Source organism: Streptomyces sp. NPDC088254, assembly GCF_044740925.1.
Taxonomy (GTDB): domain Bacteria; phylum Actinomycetota; class Actinomycetes; order Streptomycetales; family Streptomycetaceae; genus Streptomyces.
Genome location: NZ_JBIURQ010000010.1, coordinates 424,254 through 443,120 on the forward strand (window position 1 = coordinate 424,254; position 18,867 = coordinate 443,120).

General features: G+C 71.8%; 18 protein-coding genes. 3 read left to right on the forward strand and 15 right to left on the reverse strand.

Annotated features, from left to right (window positions below; translation table 11 throughout):
• Nucleotides 1-62 precede the first annotated feature (62 nt).
• The 6 genes from hemB to ACIOC0_RS29065 form a co-directional block, all read right to left on the reverse strand.
• Complete coding sequence (gene hemB / locus ACIOC0_RS29040) at nt 63-1,055, reverse strand: porphobilinogen synthase (RefSeq protein ID WP_402158700.1); 993 nt, start codon at nt 1,053-1,055, stop codon at nt 63-65.
• A 125-nt stretch (nt 1,056-1,180) separates the two neighbouring features.
• A complete protein-coding gene (locus ACIOC0_RS29045; RefSeq protein ID WP_402158701.1) occupies nt 1,181-2,890 on the reverse strand; it encodes a uroporphyrinogen-III synthase in 1,710 nt (569 codons plus the stop codon).
• Nucleotides 2,887-3,858: a hydroxymethylbilane synthase gene (hemC, locus tag ACIOC0_RS29050; RefSeq protein WP_402158702.1), complete on the reverse strand. Its 972-nt coding sequence runs from the start codon at nt 3,856-3,858 to the stop codon at nt 2,887-2,889. Before hemC ends, ACIOC0_RS29045 begins: the two co-directional genes overlap by 4 nt.
• Complete coding sequence (locus tag ACIOC0_RS29055) at nt 3,855-5,636, reverse strand: glutamyl-tRNA reductase (protein WP_402158703.1); 1,782 nt, start codon at nt 5,634-5,636, stop codon at nt 3,855-3,857. The genes hemC and ACIOC0_RS29055 overlap by 4 nt, the downstream gene beginning before the upstream one ends.
• Nucleotides 5,633-6,397 carry a redox-sensing transcriptional repressor Rex gene (locus ACIOC0_RS29060; RefSeq protein ID WP_130440740.1) on the reverse strand — a complete coding sequence of 255 codons (765 nt, stop codon included), beginning with the start codon at nt 6,395-6,397 and terminating at the stop codon, nt 5,633-5,635. Before ACIOC0_RS29060 ends, ACIOC0_RS29055 begins: the two co-directional genes overlap by 4 nt.
• Before the next feature lie 400 nt (nt 6,398-6,797).
• Nucleotides 6,798-7,085, reverse strand: coding sequence for a glutaredoxin family protein (locus ACIOC0_RS29065; protein ID WP_402158704.1), 288 nt, complete (start codon nt 7,083-7,085; stop codon nt 6,798-6,800).
• 153 nt (nt 7,086-7,238) lie between these two features.
• On the opposite strand from ACIOC0_RS29065, the gene ACIOC0_RS29070 reads away from it, so the two are divergent.
• From ACIOC0_RS29070 to ACIOC0_RS29080, 3 genes are all read left to right on the forward strand, one after another.
• Nucleotides 7,239-8,147, forward strand: a complete 909-nt coding sequence (locus tag ACIOC0_RS29070) for an HAD-IB family hydrolase (RefSeq protein ID WP_352245151.1) — start codon at nt 7,239-7,241, stop codon at nt 8,145-8,147.
• A 392-nt stretch (nt 8,148-8,539) separates the two neighbouring features.
• The gene (locus tag ACIOC0_RS29075) at nt 8,540-9,367 is read left to right on the forward strand and encodes an ECF subfamily RNA polymerase sigma factor, BldN family (RefSeq protein ID WP_402158705.1); all 828 of its coding nucleotides are present in this window, start codon (nt 8,540-8,542) and stop codon (nt 9,365-9,367) included.
• A gap of 259 nt (nt 9,368-9,626) precedes the next feature.
• Nucleotides 9,627-10,877, forward strand: a complete 1,251-nt coding sequence (locus ACIOC0_RS29080; RefSeq protein ID WP_402158706.1) for a DUF5667 domain-containing protein — start codon at nt 9,627-9,629, stop codon at nt 10,875-10,877.
• A 68-nt stretch (nt 10,878-10,945) separates the two neighbouring features.
• Here the strand turns inward: ACIOC0_RS29080 and ACIOC0_RS29085 are convergent, their stop codons facing one another.
• From ACIOC0_RS29085 to ACIOC0_RS29125, 9 genes are all read right to left on the reverse strand, one after another.
• Nucleotides 10,946-12,016, reverse strand: a complete 1,071-nt coding sequence (locus ACIOC0_RS29085; protein WP_402158707.1) for a lysophospholipid acyltransferase family protein — start codon at nt 12,014-12,016, stop codon at nt 10,946-10,948.
• A gap of 14 nt (nt 12,017-12,030) precedes the next feature.
• A complete protein-coding gene (locus tag ACIOC0_RS29090) occupies nt 12,031-13,092 on the reverse strand; it encodes an NAD-dependent epimerase/dehydratase family protein (RefSeq protein ID WP_402158708.1) in 1,062 nt (353 codons plus the stop codon).
• Nucleotides 13,093-13,308: 216 nt separating this feature from the next.
• Nucleotides 13,309-13,407: a 30S ribosomal protein bS22 gene (locus ACIOC0_RS29095; protein ID WP_003948845.1), complete on the reverse strand. Its 99-nt coding sequence runs from the start codon at nt 13,405-13,407 to the stop codon at nt 13,309-13,311.
• 153 nt (nt 13,408-13,560) lie between these two features.
• Nucleotides 13,561-13,770: a helix-turn-helix domain-containing protein gene (locus ACIOC0_RS29100; protein ID WP_130440726.1), complete on the reverse strand. Its 210-nt coding sequence runs from the start codon at nt 13,768-13,770 to the stop codon at nt 13,561-13,563.
• Nucleotides 13,771-13,904: 134 nt separating this feature from the next.
• Nucleotides 13,905-14,720, reverse strand: coding sequence for a phosphatase (locus tag ACIOC0_RS29105; protein ID WP_402158709.1), 816 nt, complete (start codon nt 14,718-14,720; stop codon nt 13,905-13,907).
• Nucleotides 14,721-14,822: 102 nt separating this feature from the next.
• Nucleotides 14,823-15,995 (reverse strand): acetoin utilization protein AcuC, encoded by a 1,173-nt coding sequence (locus tag ACIOC0_RS29110; RefSeq protein WP_402158710.1) that lies wholly within the window; start codon nt 15,993-15,995, stop codon nt 14,823-14,825.
• The gene (locus ACIOC0_RS29115) at nt 15,946-17,175 is read right to left on the reverse strand and encodes an MFS transporter (RefSeq protein ID WP_402158711.1); all 1,230 of its coding nucleotides are present in this window, start codon (nt 17,173-17,175) and stop codon (nt 15,946-15,948) included. Before ACIOC0_RS29115 ends, ACIOC0_RS29110 begins: the two co-directional genes overlap by 50 nt.
• Nucleotides 17,176-17,241: 66 nt before the next feature.
• Nucleotides 17,242-18,039: a VC0807 family protein gene (locus tag ACIOC0_RS29120; RefSeq protein ID WP_402158712.1), complete on the reverse strand. Its 798-nt coding sequence runs from the start codon at nt 18,037-18,039 to the stop codon at nt 17,242-17,244.
• Nucleotides 18,040-18,108: 69 nt separating this feature from the next.
• Entirely contained in the window at nt 18,109-18,753 is a 645-nt protein-coding gene (locus tag ACIOC0_RS29125; RefSeq protein ID WP_402158713.1) for an HAD family hydrolase, read from the reverse strand.
• Nucleotides 18,754-18,867 lie beyond the last annotated feature (114 nt).

The window sequence follows — 18,867 nt, forward strand, 5'->3', positions numbered from 1 at the left end:
ATGCGGACGCACGGTGTGACGGCCCGACGCCTACCGGGAGGCGTCGGGCGCCGAGGCCGGGCTCATCGGAGCTTCTGGGCCGCCTCGGTGGCCCAGTAGGTGAGGATGTTCCGCGCCCCGGCCCGCTTGATGCCGGTCAGCGTCTCCAGGATGGCCCGGTCGCGGTCGAGCCAGCCCTTCTCGGCGGCGGCCTCGATCATCGAGTACTCGCCGGAGATCTGGTAGGCGGCGACGGGCACGTCCACGCTGTCGGCGACGCGGGCGAGGATGTCCAGGTAGGGGCCGGCCGGCTTGACCATCACCATGTCGGCCCCCTCCTCCAGGTCCAGCGCCAGTTCGCGCAGCGACTCCCGCAGGTTGGCCGGGTCCTGCTGGTAGGTCTTGCGGTCCCCCTTCAGCGAGGACCCGACCGCCTCCCGGAAGGGCCCGTAGAAGGCGGAGGAGTACTTGGCGGTGTAGGCGAGGATCGCGACATCCTCCCGGCCGATCTGGTCCAGGGCGTCCCGGATGACGCCGATCTGCCCGTCCATCATCCCGCTGGGGCCGACCACATGGGCGCCGGCGTCGGCCTGGACCTGGGCCATCTCGGCGTACCGCTCCAGGGTGGCGTCGTTGTCGACGCGCCCTTCCTCGTCCAGCACACCGCAGTGCCCGTGGTCGGTGGTCTCGTCCAGGCACAGGTCGGACATGACGAGCAGGTCGTCCCCGACCTCGGCCCGCACGTCCCGGATCGCCACCTGCAGGATGCCGTCCGGATCCGTCCCCGGGGTGCCGAGCGCGTCCTTCTTCGACTCCTCCGGCACCCCGAACAGCATGATCCCGGAGACCCCGGCCGCCACCGCCTCGGCGGCCGCCTTCTTCAGACTGTCCCGGGTGTGCTGGACGACCCCGGGCATCGCCTGGATCGGCACCGGCTCGCTCACGCCCTCCCGCACGAACGCGGGCAGGATGAAGTCGGCCGGATGCAACCGGGTCTCGGCGACCATGCGCCGCATCGCGGGGGAGGTGCGCAGCCGCCGGGGACGCGTACCGGGAAAGGATCCGTACTTCGTCATGCGCTCTACGCTACGCCCGCCCCGGCAGCCCCTTTACCGACGCCGGGTCGGTGGAGCCGCCCACGCGGACGGCCCCGCCCCCGGCGACTGACGTCGACCCGGGGCGGGGCCGTGCGGCCGGTGTCTCAGGTGGCCCGGCGCCGCCGGGCGCCCGGACGGCGCTCGCTCGGGCGGGTGACCGGGTCGCCCGCTTCCAGAGCCGCGGCCCGGCGGCGGACGCCGAAGTCGGCCAGGGCCTCGGCCAGCTTGAGCGCGGACGGCTCCGGCGCCATGACGTCGACGCGCAGACCGTGTTCCTCGGCGGTCTTCGCGGTGGCCGGGCCGATGCAGGCGATCACCGTCACGTTGTGCGGCTTGCCGGCGATGCCCACCAGGTTGCGGACCGTGGAGGACGACGTGAAGAGCACCGCGTCGAAGCCGCCGCCCTTGATCGCCTCCCGGGTCTCCGCCGGCGGCGGCGAGGCCCGCACGGTCCGGTAGGCCGTGACGTCGTCGACCTCCCAGCCGAGCTCGATGAGACCGGCGACCAGCGTCTCGGTGGCGATGTCGGCCCGCGGCAGGAACACCCGGTCGATCGGGTCGAACACCGGGTCGTACGGCGGCCAGTCCTCCAGCAGACCGGCGGCGCTCTGCTCACCGCTGGGCACCAGATCCGGCTTCACGCCGAAGGCGATGAGCGCCTTCGCGGTCTGCTCGCCCACCGCCGCGACCTTGATGCCGGCGAAGGCCCGCGCGTCGAGGCCGTACTCCTCGAACTTCTCCCGGACCGCCTTGACGGCGTTCACCGAGGTGAAGGCGATCCACTCGTAGCGGCCCGTGACCAGGCCCTTCACCGCCCGCTCCATCTGCTGGGGCGTGCGCGGCGGCTCGACGGCGATCGTCGGCACCTCGTGCGGCACGGCCCCGTAGGACCGCAGCTGGTCGGAGAGCGACGCCGCCTGCTCCTTCGTGCGCGGCACGAGCACCTTCCAGCCGAACAGCGGCTTGGACTCGAACCACGCCAGCTGGTCGCGCTGTGCGGGGGCGGAACGCTCGCCGACCACGGCTATCACCGGCCGGCCGCCCTCGGGCGAGGGCAGCACCTTGGCCTGCTTCAGCGTCTGCGCGATCGTGCCGAGAGTGGCCGACCAGGTGCGCTGCCGGGTCGTCGTACCGGCGACGGTGACCGTCAGCGGGGTGTCGGGCTTGCGGCCCGCCGACACCAGCTCGCCGGCCGCCGCGGCGACCGAGTCGAGGGTCGTCGACACCACGACCGTGCCGTCCGACGCGCCGACCTCGGTCCAGCACCGGTCGGAGGCGGTACGGGCGTCCACGAACCGGACGTCCGCGCCCTGCGCGTCCCGCAGCGGCACACCCGCGTACGCGGGCACGCCGACCGCCGCGGCGACGCCGGGAACGACCTCGAAGGGCACGCCGGCCGCGGCGCAGGCGAGCATCTCCTCCGCCGCGTACGTGTCGAGTCCGGGGTCCCCGGACACCGCACGCACCACCCGCCTGCCGCCCCGCGCGGCCTCCATGACAAGATGTGCGGCATCCCGCACCGCGGGATCAGCAACGGTTGTTGACGCGCCGTCAACGACCGCGGCGAGAGGCGCGACCGTGCCCGGAAGCGGATCCGGCGAAGGACCGGTCTCCGCGTTCACGACGGTGACGCCCGGCCGGGCGTGCGTCCGGACGACGTCGAGCACCTCGTGCTCGGCGACGAGGACGTCCGCGTGGGCCAGGGCCTCCACGGCGCGCAGGGTCAGCAGTCCCGGATCCCCGGGTCCGGCACCGAGGAAGGTGACGTGCCCGTGCTCAGGAACGGCGGCGGCAGGAAGGGCGGTGGGGCTCACTGTGCTCGCTCCCCCATCAGACCGGCCGCGCCCTGGGCAAGCATCTCGGCTGCGAGTTCGCGACCGAGCGCCATTGCCCGGTCGTGCGTGTCGGGCACGGGACCGGTGGTGGACAGCTGCACCGTGCGCGAACCGTCGGTCGTGCCGACGACGCCGCGCAGGCGCATTTCCTTGACAATCTGCCCGTCGGCCAGGTGGTCGGCCAGCGCACCCACAGGGGCGCTGCAGCCGGCCTCCAGGGCGGCGAGCAGTGACCGTTCGGCGGTCACGGCGACCCGGGTGAACGGGTCGTCGAGCTCGCCGAGGGCTGCGATCAGAGCTGCGTCCTGGGCGGTGTCGGCCGCCCTGCACTCGATCGCCAGTGCCCCCTGGCCGGGGGCGGGCAGAACCGTGTCGACCGACAGGAAGTCGGTCACTTCCTCACTACGCCCGATCCGGTTCAGTCCGGCGGCGGCCAGGACGACGGCATCCAGCTCACCGTCCCGGACGAAACCGATCCGCGTGTCGACGTTGCCCCGGATCGGGACCGTCTCTATGTCCAGCCCGTGGGCACGCGCGTACGCGTTCAGCTGCGCCATCCGCCGCGGCGAACCCGTGCCTATGCGCGCTCCGCGCGGCAGGTCGGTGAACTTCAGCGCGTCCCGGGCGACGATCACGTCGCGCGGGTCCTCGCGTACCGGTACGGCGGCCAGGACCAGCTCCTCGGGCTGCGTGGTCGGCAGGTCCTTCAGCGAGTGGACCGCGAAGTCGACCTCGCCCCGCGCCAGCGCGTCGCGCAGCGCGGTGACGAACACCCCGGTGCCCCCGATCTGTGCGAGGTGCTCACGGGAGGTGTCGCCGTAGGTGGTGATCTCGACGAGCTCGACGGGCCGCCCGGTCACCCGGCGTACGGCGTCCGCCACCTGCCCGGACTGGGCCATGGCGAGCTTGCTCCGTCTGGTCCCGAGCCTCAGTGCCTTCGTACTCATGCCGGCCCTCGGTTCTTGGCGTGGTTCTCGATGATCTCGATGCTGTGGTCGCCGTCCGCCCCCGCGTCCTCACGGGCCCGCGAGACGGCGGCCACCGCCTCCTGGTCGAGGTCGAACAGGGTCCGCAGCGCGTCCGCGTACCCGGCGCCGCCGGGCTCGGCCGCGAGCTGCTTGACCCGCACGGTCGGCGCGTGCAGCAGCTTGTCGACGACCCGCCGCACGGTCTGTGTGATCTCGGCGCGGTGCTTGTCGTCCAGGCCGGGCAGCCGCCCCTCGAGCCGGGCGATCTCGCCGGCCACGACGTCGGCAGCCATGGTGCGCAGGGCGACCACGGTGGGCGTGATGTGCGCGGCCCGCTGCGCCGCGCCGAACGCGGCGACCTCGTCGGCGACGATCCGGCGGACCTGGTCGACGTCGGAGGCCATCGGAGCGTCCGCCGACACCTCGGCGAGCGACTCGATGTCCACCAGCCGCACCCCGGCGAGCCGGTGCGCGGCCGCGTCGACGTCCCGCGGCATGGCGAGGTCCAGCACGAACAGCACCGGCTCCGGCCGTAGCGGCGCGGCGGCCTGCTCGGGCCTGCGGCGCTCGGGGACCCGGCCCAGCGTGGCGGCGGTCGCGGCGAGCGCGGTGATCAGCTCGGCGTCCGCCTCGGGCCGGCGGGCGGCCTCCCGGCGGTCCACGCCCGCGCCGGCGACCCAGGCGGCGTGCTGCTCCAGCGTCGCGGCGTCCATGCCGGCCACGGCGGCCTCCCCCATCACGGAGAAGCCGGACTGCTGCACGGCCTGCAGGTCGAGCGGGCAGTTGTCGTCAATGCCGGCGGCGCCCGCGGGCGCGGTCGGCAGCGGCCGCACACCGGCCCGCGACGACTCCTGCGCGTACGTGTCCTCGGTGAAGGCGACGGGCGCTCCGGTGCGGCCCTCGACCGCCGCCGCGACCGCGTCCGCCGTGAGGACGAGCCCCGTCGCCCCCGTACAGGAGACGGCGACGTCGGCACGTGTCAGCTCATGCCGCACCGCCTCCATGGGGACGGCGCGGGCCGTCAGCCCCGGCTCCCCCGCCTCGGTCAGGCTGGGCCCGTACTGCTCTTCGAGCAGGTGCGCAAGGCGCTCGGCGCGGTCGAAGGTGCGGTTGGCGACGACGACCTCGGCGACGCCGACCCGGGCGAGCGTGGCCGCCGCCAGCGAGGACATGGAGCCGGCGCCGATGACCAGGGCGCGCTTGCCGCGGGCCCACGCGGTCACGTCCCCGCCCGCGGCCAGCTGCTCCAGGCCGAAGGTGACCAGGGACTGGCCGGCGCGGTCGATGCCGGTCTCGGAGTGGGCGCGCTTGCCGACCCTGAGCGCCTGCTGGAACAGGTCGTTCAGCAGCCGTCCGGCGGTGTGCAGCTCCTGCGCGCGGGCCAGCGAGTCCTTGATCTGGCCGAGGATCTGCCCCTCGCCGACGACCATCGAGTCCAGACCGCAGGCCACGGAGAACATGTGGTGGACGGCGCGGTCCTCGTAGTGCACGTACAGGTACGGCGTGAGCTCCTCCAGGCCGACCCCGCTGTGCTGGGCGAGCAGCGTGGACAGCTCGGCGACACCGGCGTGGAACTTGTCCACGTCGGCGTAGAGCTCGATGCGGTTGCAGGTGGCGAGCACCGCGGCCTCGGCGGCCGGCTCGGCGGCGAGCGTGTCCTGGAGCAGCTTCGCCTGGGCGTCCGCGCAGAGCGAGGCGCGCTCCAGCACGCTGACCGGGGCGGTGCGGTGGCTCAGTCCCACGACGAGGAGACTCATGCCGGCATCACGGCGGGGACGTCCCCGTCAGGGCCCTGGTCTGCGGACGCGCGGCGGGGCGTGGGCGCGGGGCCGGCGCCGTCGCCGGACGCGGCCTCCTCACCGGCCTTGCGCTGCTCGTGGAAGGCGAGGATCTGCAGCTCGATGGAGAGGTCGACCTTGCGCACGTCGACCCCGTCGGGGACGGACAGCACGGTCGGCGCGAAGTTCAGGATGGAGGTGACGCCGGCGGCCACGAGCCGGTCGCACACCTGCTGGGCGGCGCCGGCCGGGGTCGCGATGACGCCGATCGACACGCCGTTGTCGCTGATGATCTTCTCGAGCTCGTCGCTGTGCTGCACCGGGATCCCGGCGACCGGCTTCCCGGCCATCGCGGGGTCGGCGTCGATGAGGGCCGCGACGCGGAAGCCGCGGGAGGCGAACCCGCCGTAGTTGGCGAGCGCCGCGCCGAGGTTGCCGATGCCGACGATCACTACCGGCCAGTCCTGGGTGAGGCCGAGCTCACGGGAGATCTGGTAGACGAGATACTCGACGTCGTAGCCCACCCCGCGCGTCCCGTAGGAGCCCAGGTAGGAGAAGTCCTTGCGCAGCTTCGCGGAGTTGACGCCCGCCGCGGCCGCGAGCTCCTCGGAGGAGACGGTGGGGACCGAGCGCTCCGACAGCGCGGTCAGCGCACGGAGGTACAGCGGAAGCCGGGCGACGGTGGCCTCGGGAATCCCTCGGCTACGGGTCGCCGGTCGGTGAGTTCGGCCAGTTGCCACGGTGCTCCTGCGGGTAGAGCGGGGCTGCAGGCGGTCATACGTCCCCAGACCGCCCCGTCGAAAGCAGGCTATGTCTTTGTGAACGCGTGCACAAAGATGGTGTCCGATTTGCCCGGCCAACGTGACCGGGGTCACGCGCCCCCGGCCTATGCACGGAAAGGCGGCGCTCGCGCGCCCGCGCTCCTTCACTACCGGGGGCAAAACCGCACACTCTCCTCACGAATCCCGCCCCCGAGACCTGGTCACCGTCGATCCTAAGCGACTTCGGGGCTCACTTGGACTGGTCGGTCAGTTGTCGATCATCGACCGCCCGGCCCGCCGAGCCGCCGGACGTCCGCTCGCCGGCGCGCAGGCGCACGCCCACCCGCCGCTCACCGGCCCCTCGACGGTCACCCGGCCGTCACCCGCCCGTCAACTCACTGCGCAGCCGCTCCTCGTTCACCCGCCAGAAGGTGTGCTGCTCACCGTCGACCAGGACCACCGGGATCTGCTCCCAGTAACGGTCGTGCAGCTCCGCGTCCTCGGTGATGTCCCGCTTCTCCCAGGGCACGCCGAGATCGGCGCACACCTTCTCGATCACCAGTTGTGCGTCATCGCACAGATGACAGCCCGGCTTGCCGATCAACGTCACCAGCCGGTCCTGCGGGGCGGGGGCCTTGCGGCGGAAGAGGGGACTCATGTCAGCCATTCTCGCGCGGCGACGCGCGGGCGGCCGCCGCCGTCCCGATTCCGCTTTCTCCCGCTCCCCACCCCACTTCTTTAACGACACGGTCGTGGAGAGTTCACAGCGTTCCAACCTCGTGACTCCGGAACCACGGGATGAACTGGCTATGCTCACGCCATGGCCGCTCTCGGATGGCTCACTCCCCGTAGGCGCTCCGCCACGGCGCGGAGCGTGTTGGCAGGCGAGGCCTCGGCGGAGGCCGCCCGCAAGTCCAGTCAGGACACCCAGGACGAAGCACAGTTCCCCGTCCACGGCGACGAGAAGGCCGCGGCCTTCTTCGACCTGGACAACACCGTGATGCAGGGCGCCGCCCTCTTCCACTTCGGCCGTGGCCTGTACAAACGGAAGTTCTTCGAAACCCGCGAACTCGCCCGGTTCGCCTGGCAGCAGGCGTGGTTCCGGCTCGCGGGCATCGAGGACCCGGAACACATGCAGGAGGCCCGCGACTCGGCGCTCTCCATCGTCAAGGGCCACCGTGTCAGCGAACTCCAGTCGATCGGCGAGGAGATCTACGACGAGTACATGGCCGAGCGCATCTGGCCCGGCACCCGGGCACTGGCCCAGGCGCACCTGGACGCCGGACAGAAGGTGTGGCTGGTCACGGCGGCGCCCGTGGAGATCGCCCAGGTGATCGCCCGCCGCCTCGGCCTCACCGGCGCGCTCGGCACGGTCGCGGAGTCGGTGGACGGCGTCTATACCGGCAAGCTGGTGGGCGAGCCGCTGCACGGCCCGGCCAAGGCGGAGGCGGTGCGCGCCCTGGCCTCGGCGGAGGGCCTCGACCTCTCCCGCTGCGCCGCCTACAGCGACTCCCACAACGACATCCCGATGCTCTCCCTCGTCGGCCACCCCTACGCCATCAACCCCGACGCCAAGCTCCGCAGGCACGCCCGCGACCTGGACTGGCGCCTGCGCGACTACCGCACGGGCCGCAAGGCGGCCAAGGTCGGCATCCCGGCGGCCGCCGGGGTGGGCGCGGTGGCGGGCGGCACGGCGGCGGCGATCGCCCTGCACCGCCGGCGCCGCTGACGCGCCGTTGACCGACGCGTCAACCGGACGACCCGCCGAGCAGCGGGCCTGACCAGCGGTCCACGGCCGGCGGCCCTGACCGGAGGACGCCGATCCGGCCCCTGCGGCCCCTGACTGTGCCCGGACGACGCCCGTTGTCCGCGCACCGCCACAACACGCCCCGGAGCGACCGGAAACTCGAACCGTTCCGATCAACAGACGGTCACTTTCCGCAACTTGATCGGGCGACAATCGGCTGCAGAGGCGATGTAATCGACACTTTGAGCAACTCGGTGTAGCAGCGCCTGTACGAAGCGTTATTCTCCTCAGACGCAAACCGGTACCCCTCCGTCGCTACGACGGGTGAAAGGTCCCGCACTGCACGTGATGGAAGCTCTGCCTCTGGGAGTCCCGTGTACCCACACGTCGGGGTTGACACCTCGGGCCTGGCTACGCTGCGCGCAAAGGTCGCTACGGTCCAGGACCTGTTGCGCGGCTTCGTCCCCACCGCGTACGCCGTCCCCGCCTTCGCCGCCGCTCCGAGCGGGCCGTGCTACGCACTGGCCGACGGCCTGGAGCAGGCGCCGGCGCGCAGCGTCGTCGAGGGGCGGCGGTCGGGCGACGGACGCACGGCCGGCAGACGGGGACGCGCGACCGGCGCGGCCACCGCCCGCCGGCCGGCCGCCGACAGCGACAGCGCCCGGATGATGGACCTCGTCGAGCGCGCCCAGGCCGGCGAGGCCGAAGCCTTCGGGAGGCTGTACGACCAGTACAGCGACACCGTGTACCGGTACATCTACTACCGGGTGGGCGGCAAGGCGACCGCCGAGGACCTCACCAGTGAGACGTTCCTGCGCGCCCTGCGCCGGATCGGCACCTTCACCTGGCAGGGCCGCGACTTCGGGGCCTGGCTCGTCACCATCGCCCGCAACCTCGTCGCCGACCACTTCAAGTCCAGCCGCTTCCGGCTGGAGGTGACCACAGGCGAGATGCTCGACGCCAACGAGGTCGAGCGCTCCCCCGAGGACTCCGTCCTGGAGTCCCTCTCCAACGCCGCGCTGCTGGACGCCGTACGCCGGCTCAACCCCCAGCAGCAGGAATGCGTCACGCTGCGCTTCCTCCAGGGGCTGTCCGTCGCCGAGACCGCCCGTGTGATGGGCAAGAACGAGGGCGCCATCAAGACGCTCCAGTACCGGGCCGTCCGTACGCTCGCCCGGCTCCTCCCCGACGACGCCCGCTGACTCCGCCGTCCTGCCGCCCCCGCTGCCCCGCCTGCTGAGGGCCACCTCAACTCACTTTCGGTGAAAGTCCGTTGACTTCCCCATCCGATCATCCGCAGTCCGTAACCCAAGTGCCGCGCCAGTCGTTGTGCGGGATACAGGCTCCCTGTGGTCACGTCCCGGCCCTCCCCGATCACCTGATCGTGTGGAAGCGGTCGCGGGCGTGCAACCCCCCGAACCCCCGGGGAGCCGACCGTCATGACGAGAGGAGGTGCCGCCAGTGATCGCGAACGTATCGGCGCACCGGCGGGCGAACGCCTTCGCCCAGGCCCTGGAGGAACAGTCCGACCAGGGCACGGCGGCCGAGCAGTCCGAAGGATCGCCACCGGCCCCGGCCGCTGCGGACCAGACCGAGCGGGGCCGCCTCCTGGCCCTTGCGACGAGTCTCGCCGAGCTGCCCCAGCCGGAGTTCGACCCCGAGGTCAAGGTCGTCCAGCGCGCCCAGTTGGTCGCCGCGATGGAGGCCATGCTGAAGGCGGGCGCCGCGGGCGAGGACGCATCGGTACCCGAACAGCGGTCCCGTGCGCGGGGATCCCACCGGGCGACCCCGTTGAGCAAGCTCCGACCGCGTTCACGGCTCGCCAAGGGCCTCACCGCGGGCGGGCTCAGCGTCGGGGTGGCCGCCGGAGCGTTCGGCGGCGTCGCCGCCGCGAGCTCCGACGCCCTGCCCGGCGACTCCCTGTACGGGCTCAAGCGGGGCATCGAGGACTTCAAGCTCAACTATCTCGCCGAGGGCGACGGCGAGCGCGGCCGGGCCTACCTCGACCAGGCCTCCACCCGGCTCGGCGAGGCCCGCCGGCTGATGGAGCGCGGCCGCGGCGGCGCCCCACTCGACCACGAGTCCCTCGGCGAGATCCGGCGTGCCCTGTCCGGCATGCAGCACGACGCCTCCGAGGGCCACCGGCTGCTGCACGAGGCGTACCGACGCGACCCGGACTCCCTGGGCCCCATCCAGGCCCTGTCCGCCTTCTCGCGCTCGCACCGCGACGTCTGGGGCGACCTGCGCGAGAAGCTGCCCGTACAGCTCGGGGACGTCAGTCAGCAGGTGTCGTCGGTCTTCGACGCCATAGACCAGGAGGTCGCCCCGCTGCAGTCCCTGCTGCCCCAGCCGCCCGCCCAGGGCGGCGCCCAGGACGGCCGACGGCAGCGCACGGGCACCGGCGCGGGTACGGACACGGCGTCCCCCGGCGCCTCGGGCGCCGACCGCTCGTCCGCCCCCAGCACCGGCGACACCACCCCCGGCGCGGACCGCCCCAGCGGCGGCAGCGGCAGCCCCGGCAACCCGTCCGCCAGTGGCAGCGAGGACGACGGACTGCTCGGCGGCAACACCGGCGGCCTGCTCGACCCGCCGCAGAGCGCCGACATCAGCCCGCCGTCCGCCGGCCTGCCCACCCAGCCCGACGTCACCGTCCCGCCCCTCCTCCCCGGCCTCCTCCCCGGCCTGGGCATCAACGGCGACGACACGGACTGACCGGCCCGAGCACGTAGTACGGCTGTGGGGCGCCCTTCTCGGAAGGGCGCCCCACAGCCGTCGGCGTTTCAGAAGAACACCGACCTCCGCTGCACCAGCAGCTTGTACAGCGTGTGCTGGATCTGCTCGCGCACCTGGTCGGTCAGGTTGAACATCAGCATCGGATCCTCCGCCGCCTCCGGCGGATGGCCGTCCGTCGGGATCGGCTCCCCGAACTGGATCGTCCACTTCGTCGGCAGCGGCACCGCACCCAACGGCCCCAGCCAGGGGAACGTCGGCGTCAGCGGGAAGTACGGGAACCCGAGCAGCCGTGCGAGGGTCTTGGCGTTGCCGATCATCGGGTAGATCTCCTCCGCCCCGACGATCGAACACGGGATGATCGGAGCGCCCTTGCGCAGCGCCGTGGAGACGAACCCGCCCCGCCCGAACCGCTGGAGCTTGTACCGCTCGCTGAAGGGTTTGCCGATGCCCTTGAAGCCCTCCGGCATCACCCCGACCAACTCGCCCTGCCCGAGCAGCCGCTCGGCGTCCTCCGCGCACGCGAGCGTGTGCCCCAGCTTGCGCGCCAGCTCGTTGACGACCGGCAGCACGAACACGAGATCCGCGGCCAGCAGCCTGAGGTGACGATTCGCCGGATGATGGTCGTGGACGGCGACCTGCATCATCAGGCCGTCCAGCGGCAGCGTCCCGGAGTGGTTGGCGACGATCAGCGCACCGCCCTCGGCCGGGATGTTCTCGACGCCCTTCACCTCGACCCGGAAGTACTTCTCGTACACCGGCCGCAGCAGCGACATCAGGACCTGGTCGGTGAGCTCCTCGTCGTAGCCGAAGTCGTCGACCTCGTAGTCGCCCGTGAGGCGGCGGCGCAGGAACGACAGCCCAGCCGCGATGCGCCGCTCCAGGCCGCCGGCGTCCTCCCGCGGCCCACCGGACGCCGGGCTGCCGTCCTGCGCACCCGTCCCGGGCAGGGGCGGGACCGGTGCCGCCGTGCTCCCCGCAGCGGCCTCGCCGATCTCGAGGACCGGCGCCGGCTCGCCGGTCGCGCGCCGGCTCCCCGCGCTCCGGCGCCGCGACGGCCGCTGCACGGCGCCCCCGCGGGACCGGTCGTCGTCGAACGGAATGACCTTGGCGTCCGCCATCGTTGATGCGCTCCTCAGTTGGCGCTCTGCGTCGGGGGGTGGCCGCCGCCCGCGAGGGGCAGCGCGGCGATCCGGTCGACGGCCCCCGCAAGGGCCTCGGGGGGCAGGAGGCCCTGCCCCTGACTGCGTGCGAAGTCCGCGAAGGCCTCCGCGGTGGTGTATCTCGGCGTGAATCCCAGCGTCTCGCGCATCTGGTCCGTGGCCACCACCCGGCCGTGCGTGAGAAGCCGGATCTGCTCGGGCGAGAAGTCCGTCATACCCAGCGTACGCACCAGGGAGCCCGCCCAGGTGACGGCGGGGAGCAGCAGCGGCACGGTGGGCCGCCCGAGCCGCCGCGAGCACTGCGACAGCAGCAGCACGCCGTCCCCGGCGATGTTGAACGTGCCGCTGTTGAGCGTGCCCCGCGCCGGCTCGTGCGAGCCGATCCGCAGCACCTCGATCACGTCGTCCTCGTGCACGAACTGCAGCCGCGGGTCGTAGCCGAGCACGGTGGGCAGCACCGGCAGCTTGAAGTAGGAGGCGAGCGGCGTCTCGGCGGTCGGCCCGAGGATGTTGGCGAACCGCAGCACGCACACGGCGACGTCGGGCCGCCGCCGGGCGAACCCGCGCACATACCCCTCGACCTCGACGGTGTCCTTCGCGAACCCGCCGCTGGGCAGGGCCTTGGCCGGGTTGGTCTCGGTGAACACCGCGGGGTCGCGCGGCGCGGAACCGTAGACCATGGTGCTGGACTTCACCACCAGCCGCTTCACACTGGGCGACTTCTGGCACGCGCCGAGCAGCTGCATCGTCCCGATGACGTTGGTCTCCTTGACCACCGTCCGGCTCCCGCTGCCCAGCGCGGTCGCCGTCACGTCCAGGTGGACGACGGTGTCGGCGCCGGTCTCGGCGAGCACCCGCGCGATGGTGGGCTGGCGGATGTCGGCCTGGATGAAGTCGGCCCCGCCGAGATGGTGCTCGGGCCGCACGGCGTCCACGGCGATCACCCGCTCGACCCCGGGGTCACGCAGGATCCGGCGTACGAACCGGCCCCCCAGCTGTCGGGCCACTCCGGTCACGAGCACGACCTTGCCCAAGATCAGCGCCTTCCTTCCGTTTCGGTCCGGCCTGAACTGCTGCACTGCTCGTACCCTGCCGCGTTCCCCGTCCGCGGGCCAACCTATCGGGTCGATGTCGCGCCGTGACGACCGCCCGACGCGTGAGGTGGCCTGACCAGCCAGCCCCTAAACGTGTGGCCCCCCACCGGCAAAGGATGGGGGGCCACACACGCTTTCGCGGTTCGCGTCGCGAACTTACTTCTTGTTACGACGCTGAACGCGCGTGCGCTTGAGCAGCTTGCGGTGCTTCTTCTTGGCCATCCGCTTGCGCCGCTTCTTGATTACAGAGCCCACGACTACCCTCGCTCACTTCTCATCACTCGGTGCTGGGCGACATGGGCCCATACGACCTACGAGGGGCTAGCCTACCCGCCCGAGCGCTGAGCTCGTAATCGAGGGCGTGGGGGGCCGGCGAAGCGCCCTGGGCCGGCTCCCCCACCGCGTCGGTCAGACGGTTTCCACCCCCACGTAGCTCTCGCGGAGGTACTCGTGAACCGCGTTCTCCGGGACACGGAACGACCGGCCCACCCGGATCGCGGGCAGATGACCGCTGTGCACCAGCCGGTACACGGTCATCTTCGACACTCGCATCACCGAGGCGACTTCCGCCACGGTAAGGAACTGAACCTCGCTCAGAGGCCTCTGGTCAGCAGCCATGACACACCTGAACCTTCCGCACTCGACTCGACGGCCACCGGCTTCCCCTTCCGGTGACTCTTCGTCGCTGCGTGCTCACTCCCCAATGTAGGGGCGGGTGATGCGAGTGGGGAAGAGGTGCACCCGTCGCCGGACTACTGTGACAGAGACGCCCGATCGAGTACGTAGCGGATCAGCGGCAGGTAGTGACCAGACCGCACGGCATCATCAAGTGGAACGGCCACGGACACCGATCCCTCGGCCTCCCCGACGAACAGCGCGGGATCGTCCGTGTCCGCCGGCCCCATCGCCTCGAACCCCAGCTGACCTGCCCCGCAGACCCATCCATGGTCGCCGATCACCAACTCCGGCAGCGGCCCGCCGCCCTCCGCCACCGCCGCCAGCGCCAGTCGAACCGGGAGGGGGGAATGGGTGTGCGCGCCGGTCGCACCACCGGGGCGCTCGCTCTCCGGTTCCCGCACCAACCCGACACCGCGTACGTAGTCGAGGTTGTACGTGCGTAGACCGAACCGGGTCGTTATGTCGACACAGCGACCCTGCGCCGGGGTGAGGACAGCACATCCCGCCGCCGACAAAGCGTCCGCGAGCCCGGCGTAGAAACCGAGCAGCCGGTGCGGGTGGCCGGTGCCCAGCAGCACCGGAGCGCCACGCTGGGCGACCGAGGCGAGCCGCTCCGCGAAGACGTCCAGGGCGGCGATCGTCCGCCCCGGGTCGATCACATCATGCCCCGACGTCAGTCCAGGATCGGCCGAAACCCCACACTTGGCCGCCATCAACTCGATCACATCCCGCTGACTCCATGTCCGTTCGGGATCGAGTCCGATCAATACCCGGGGATCGCGCGCCGCGAACAACCGATAGCTCCGCAGACTCTCCTCCCGGGAGGTGGCCACCACCCCCGCCAACCGAGCAGACAGCAGATGCGCCAGAAGACCCCCGGAACTCAACACTCCAGCGATGCTGACGGACCCGACCGCACCGAGCGCGCGAAACGGGACAAGTGGACACGGTCGGCCTAAGGGATCCCCCGAGTCCCGGGCCGCCGGGCGCGGCTACGCCAGCAAGCCCCGCAGCGGGAAGGCGGCCCGCCGGGTGGCCAGAACCGCCTGGTCCAGCCGGTCCGCCGGGTCGTACCCCGCCTCCCAGTCCGCCCACTCCACCGGCCACCGCCCGTCGGTCATCCGCATCGGCCCCAACTGCCGGGTCCGTGCGAAGACCTCCTGCCGCCACCCCTCCGGGATCATCGTCTCCGGCGGCACCGGCGCCCCCGCCGCCACGCCCACCAGATGCGCCCAGGACCGCGGCACCACGTCCACCACCGCGTAACCGCCCCCGCCCAGCGCGACCCACTTCCCCCCGGCATGCTCATGGGCCAGGTCGTGGCACGCGACCTGCACCGCCCGCTGCGCGTCCAACGACACCGCCAGATGCGCCAGCGGATCCTCGAAGTGCGTGTCCGCCCCGTGCTGGGTCACCAGCACGTCCGGCCGGAAGTCGGCGATCAGCTCCGGCACCACCGCGTGGAACGCCCGCAGCCACCCCGCGTCCCCCGTCCCGGCCGGCAGCGCCACGTTCACCGCCGACCCCCGCGCACAGTCCGCGCCCGTCTCCTCGGGCCACCCGGTCTGCGGGAACAACGTCCGCGGATGCTCGTGCAACGAGATCGTCAGCACCCGCGGGTCCTCCCAGAACGCCGCCTGCACACCGTCCCCGTGATGCACGTCCACGTCCACGTACGCGACCCGCTCCGCGCCCAGCTCCAGCAGCCGCGCCACGGCCAGCGACGCGTCGTTGTAGACGCAGAACCCCGAAGCGCCGCCCGGCATCGCGTGGTGCAGCCCGCCCGCGAAGTTCACCGCGTGCAGCGCCTCCCCCCGCCACACCGCCTCCGCCGCCCCCACCGACAGCCCCGCGATCAGCGAGGACACCTCGTGCATCCCCGCGAAGGCCGGATCGTCCACCGTCCCCAGCCCGTACGACATGTCCGCGGCCCCCGGATCCAGCGAGGCCGCCTTCACCGCCGCGATGTAGTCCTCCCGGTGGACGAGCCGCAGCGTCGAATCCCCCGCCGGCCTGGCCGACACGATCCGCACCTCACGGTCGAGACCGAGGGCGTCGACCAGTCGACGCGTCAGAGACAGCCGGACCGGATCCATCGGATGGTCCGGACCGAAGTCATAGCCCGTTACTGCCTCGTCCCACATCAGCTGTGCACGGCCGCTCATGCCCGCCACCGTATCGGTCCGGCGAAGGCGCGAACGATCTGGCGTACACCGACGTCACCAGCACCAACACCATCGGCACCGCCATCGCCCCGCGATAGCTCCACGCGTCCCCCAACGCCCCCACCAACGGCGAGCCGACCAGGAAACCCACATAGTTGAAGACGTTGAGCCGCGCGACCGCCGCGTCCGACGCCCCCGGGAACAGCCGCCCCGCCGCGGCGAACGTCTGCGGCACCAGCACGCACAGCCCGAGGCCCACCAGCGTGAACCCGCCCATCCCCGCCCACGCCCCCGGCGCGACCGCCACCACGCCGAACCCCAGCGCCGCCACCGTCGCCCCCAGCCGCACCACCACCACGGCCCCGAACCGCCGCACCCCGAAGTCCCCGATGGCCCGCCCCAGCAGCGTGGTCACCATGTAGACGTTGTACGGGACGGTCGCGAGCTGCTCCGAACTCCCCAACACGTCCTGGAGGTACTTGGCACTCCAGTTGGAGACGGTCGAGTCCCCGATGTAGGCGAAGGTCATCACCAGACACAGCGGCAGCAGCATCCGGAAGACGAGGCCCTCCTCGCCGCCCCGCCCTGCGTCCACCGGCGCGGCCCCGGAGCCGGCGTGGGCGTCTCCGTCGACGTACCACCGGCTCCCCGCCAGCACCACCGGCAACAGCACCGCCACCACCGGCAGATACGACACCCACAGCGTGAGATGCCAGTGCGCCCCCGCCCACGCCAGCGAGGCCCCGACGATCCCGCCCAGGCTGTACGCGGCATGGAAACTCAGCATGATGCTCCGCCGGTACGCCCGCTGGAGGCTGACCCCGAGCATGTTCATCGAGGCGTCCAGGGCGCCCACCGCGAGACCGAACAAGGCGAGCGAGATCCCCAGCTCTGCCATCCGCTCGCCGAGGCCGACCCCGAGCAGCGCCAGCAGCACGACCGGTTGGGACCAGCGCAGCACCCGGCTGGGCGGTATCCGCCGCACCAGCCGCTCCGTGGTCACGCTGCCGACGCCGGCCAGGACGGGCACCGCGGCGAGGAAGGCGGGCAGCAGGGCGTCGGAGACGCCGTACCGGTCCTGGACGGCCGGAATCCGCGTCACGAGGAGAGCGAAGGCCACTCCCTGTGCGAAGAAGCTGAACGCCAACGAGGCCCTGCCCCGCCGCAGTACGTCTGTCATGGCGGCGAGCGTAGGGCCCCGGGGTGATCGTGGATAGATTCCGCCAAAGGTGAGTTTCCCTCAGCTCTACCGGGTGGCCTGGAGGGCGAGCCCGGGCTCGCGGATCCGGGCCGTGTTCTCCTGCGGGTTCGCCGCTTGCGGAGCCTGCGGCTCGGCGTCGGCAGGGGCGGCGTCGGTCGGGACTTCTTTCAGCTCGGCTGCGAGGATCGCCGCCATCGGTCCGGCGCCGAGAGCGCCGCTGACCAGGAACCCGCCCACCATCGAGACGGCCATGACGACCCCGCCGAGCCACACCATGGTGTCCACGGGGACGGTGTAGGCCCCGACCACCCGCGCCACGCACTCGGCGAGCAGGACCACACCCCAGACCACGGAGAACACCCGCTCCCGGCGCAGGAAGTCGGCCGAGCGGACCGAGCCGCCCGAGGCCAGCCGCTGCCAGGCGGCCTCCCTGGCCGCGTCCCCCTTCACCAGGAAGGGCTTCATCCCCGCGGTCATCATCGGCTTCCCGAGCACCACGGAGAGGAGGATCCCGACCGCGACGGTGCTGCTGACCGCGCTGTCCTTGGCCAGCATCAGCCGCGGGTCGCCGGAGACGAAACTCAGCAGCAGCGACACCATGTTCACGACGAGGATCAGCCCCGCCAGCGCGTTGGCCCTGCGCTCCTTGACCACGCTCCACACGGTCCGCAGAGCCGGCCCGACGCTGCTCCAGGCGAGCGCCGCGAAGGTGCTCATCCCGAAGCCGTCCTTGAACAGGTAGTACGAGCCGAGCGGCACCGCCACGTCCACGATCAGCGGAGCGAAGTTCTTCCTCGTGTTCTGCTTCGTGTTGCGGCCCTGGGGAACCGGGTTCGTCGTCATGCCCTCAGCTTCGCGGCCGGTGGGGGCCGGTCACCAGAGACGATCGTCCGGAGCTCGGTATGACAGATGTCAGTCGAGCAGCGCCGTCAACTCGCTCATGTCGGAGAAGAGTTGGGTGGCCTCCGCCAGGTCGGCTGCGGGCGTCATGCGGGTGAACCCGTACACGTCCATCCCGGCCGCGACGGCCGCCCGCACGCCCAGCCGTGAGTCCTCGACGACCACGCAGCGGGCGGGCGCGACGCCCAACCGCTCGGCGGCGTGCAGGAACAGATCGGGCGCCGGCTTCCCCTTGCCCACGTCCTGGGCGCTGAATATCCGCGACTCCTCGAACCACCGGTCGAGCCCCGTCGTCCGATGGCCCACCCGGATCCGCTCATGACTCCCCGAGGACGCCACGCAGTAGGGCACCTCGCCGGCGGTCAGCTTCTCGAGCACGCCCACGACGCCGTCCACCGGCCGCAGTTCGCGCGCGAAGGCCTCGAACACCCGCCGGTGGAACTCGTCGTCGAACTCCGCCGGCAGTCGCTGCCCGGTGCGCTCCAGGACCAGGTCGTGGATCCGGTGCATCGCGGAGCCCATGTAGTCGCGAACGGAGTCCTCGTACGAGGTGGGATGCCCGAGCTCCGTGAGATACGCGGCCAGCAGCCGGTTGGAGATCGGCTCACTGTCCACCAGGACACCGTCATTGTCGAAGATCATCAAGTCGTAGGGCATATACAGACCCTAAACGCAGAAAACCCCCGCACCGTGAGGTGCGGGGGTTTTCCCAATGATTGTTCGGCGGCGTCCTACTCTCCCACAGGGTCCCCCCTGCAGTACCATCGGCGC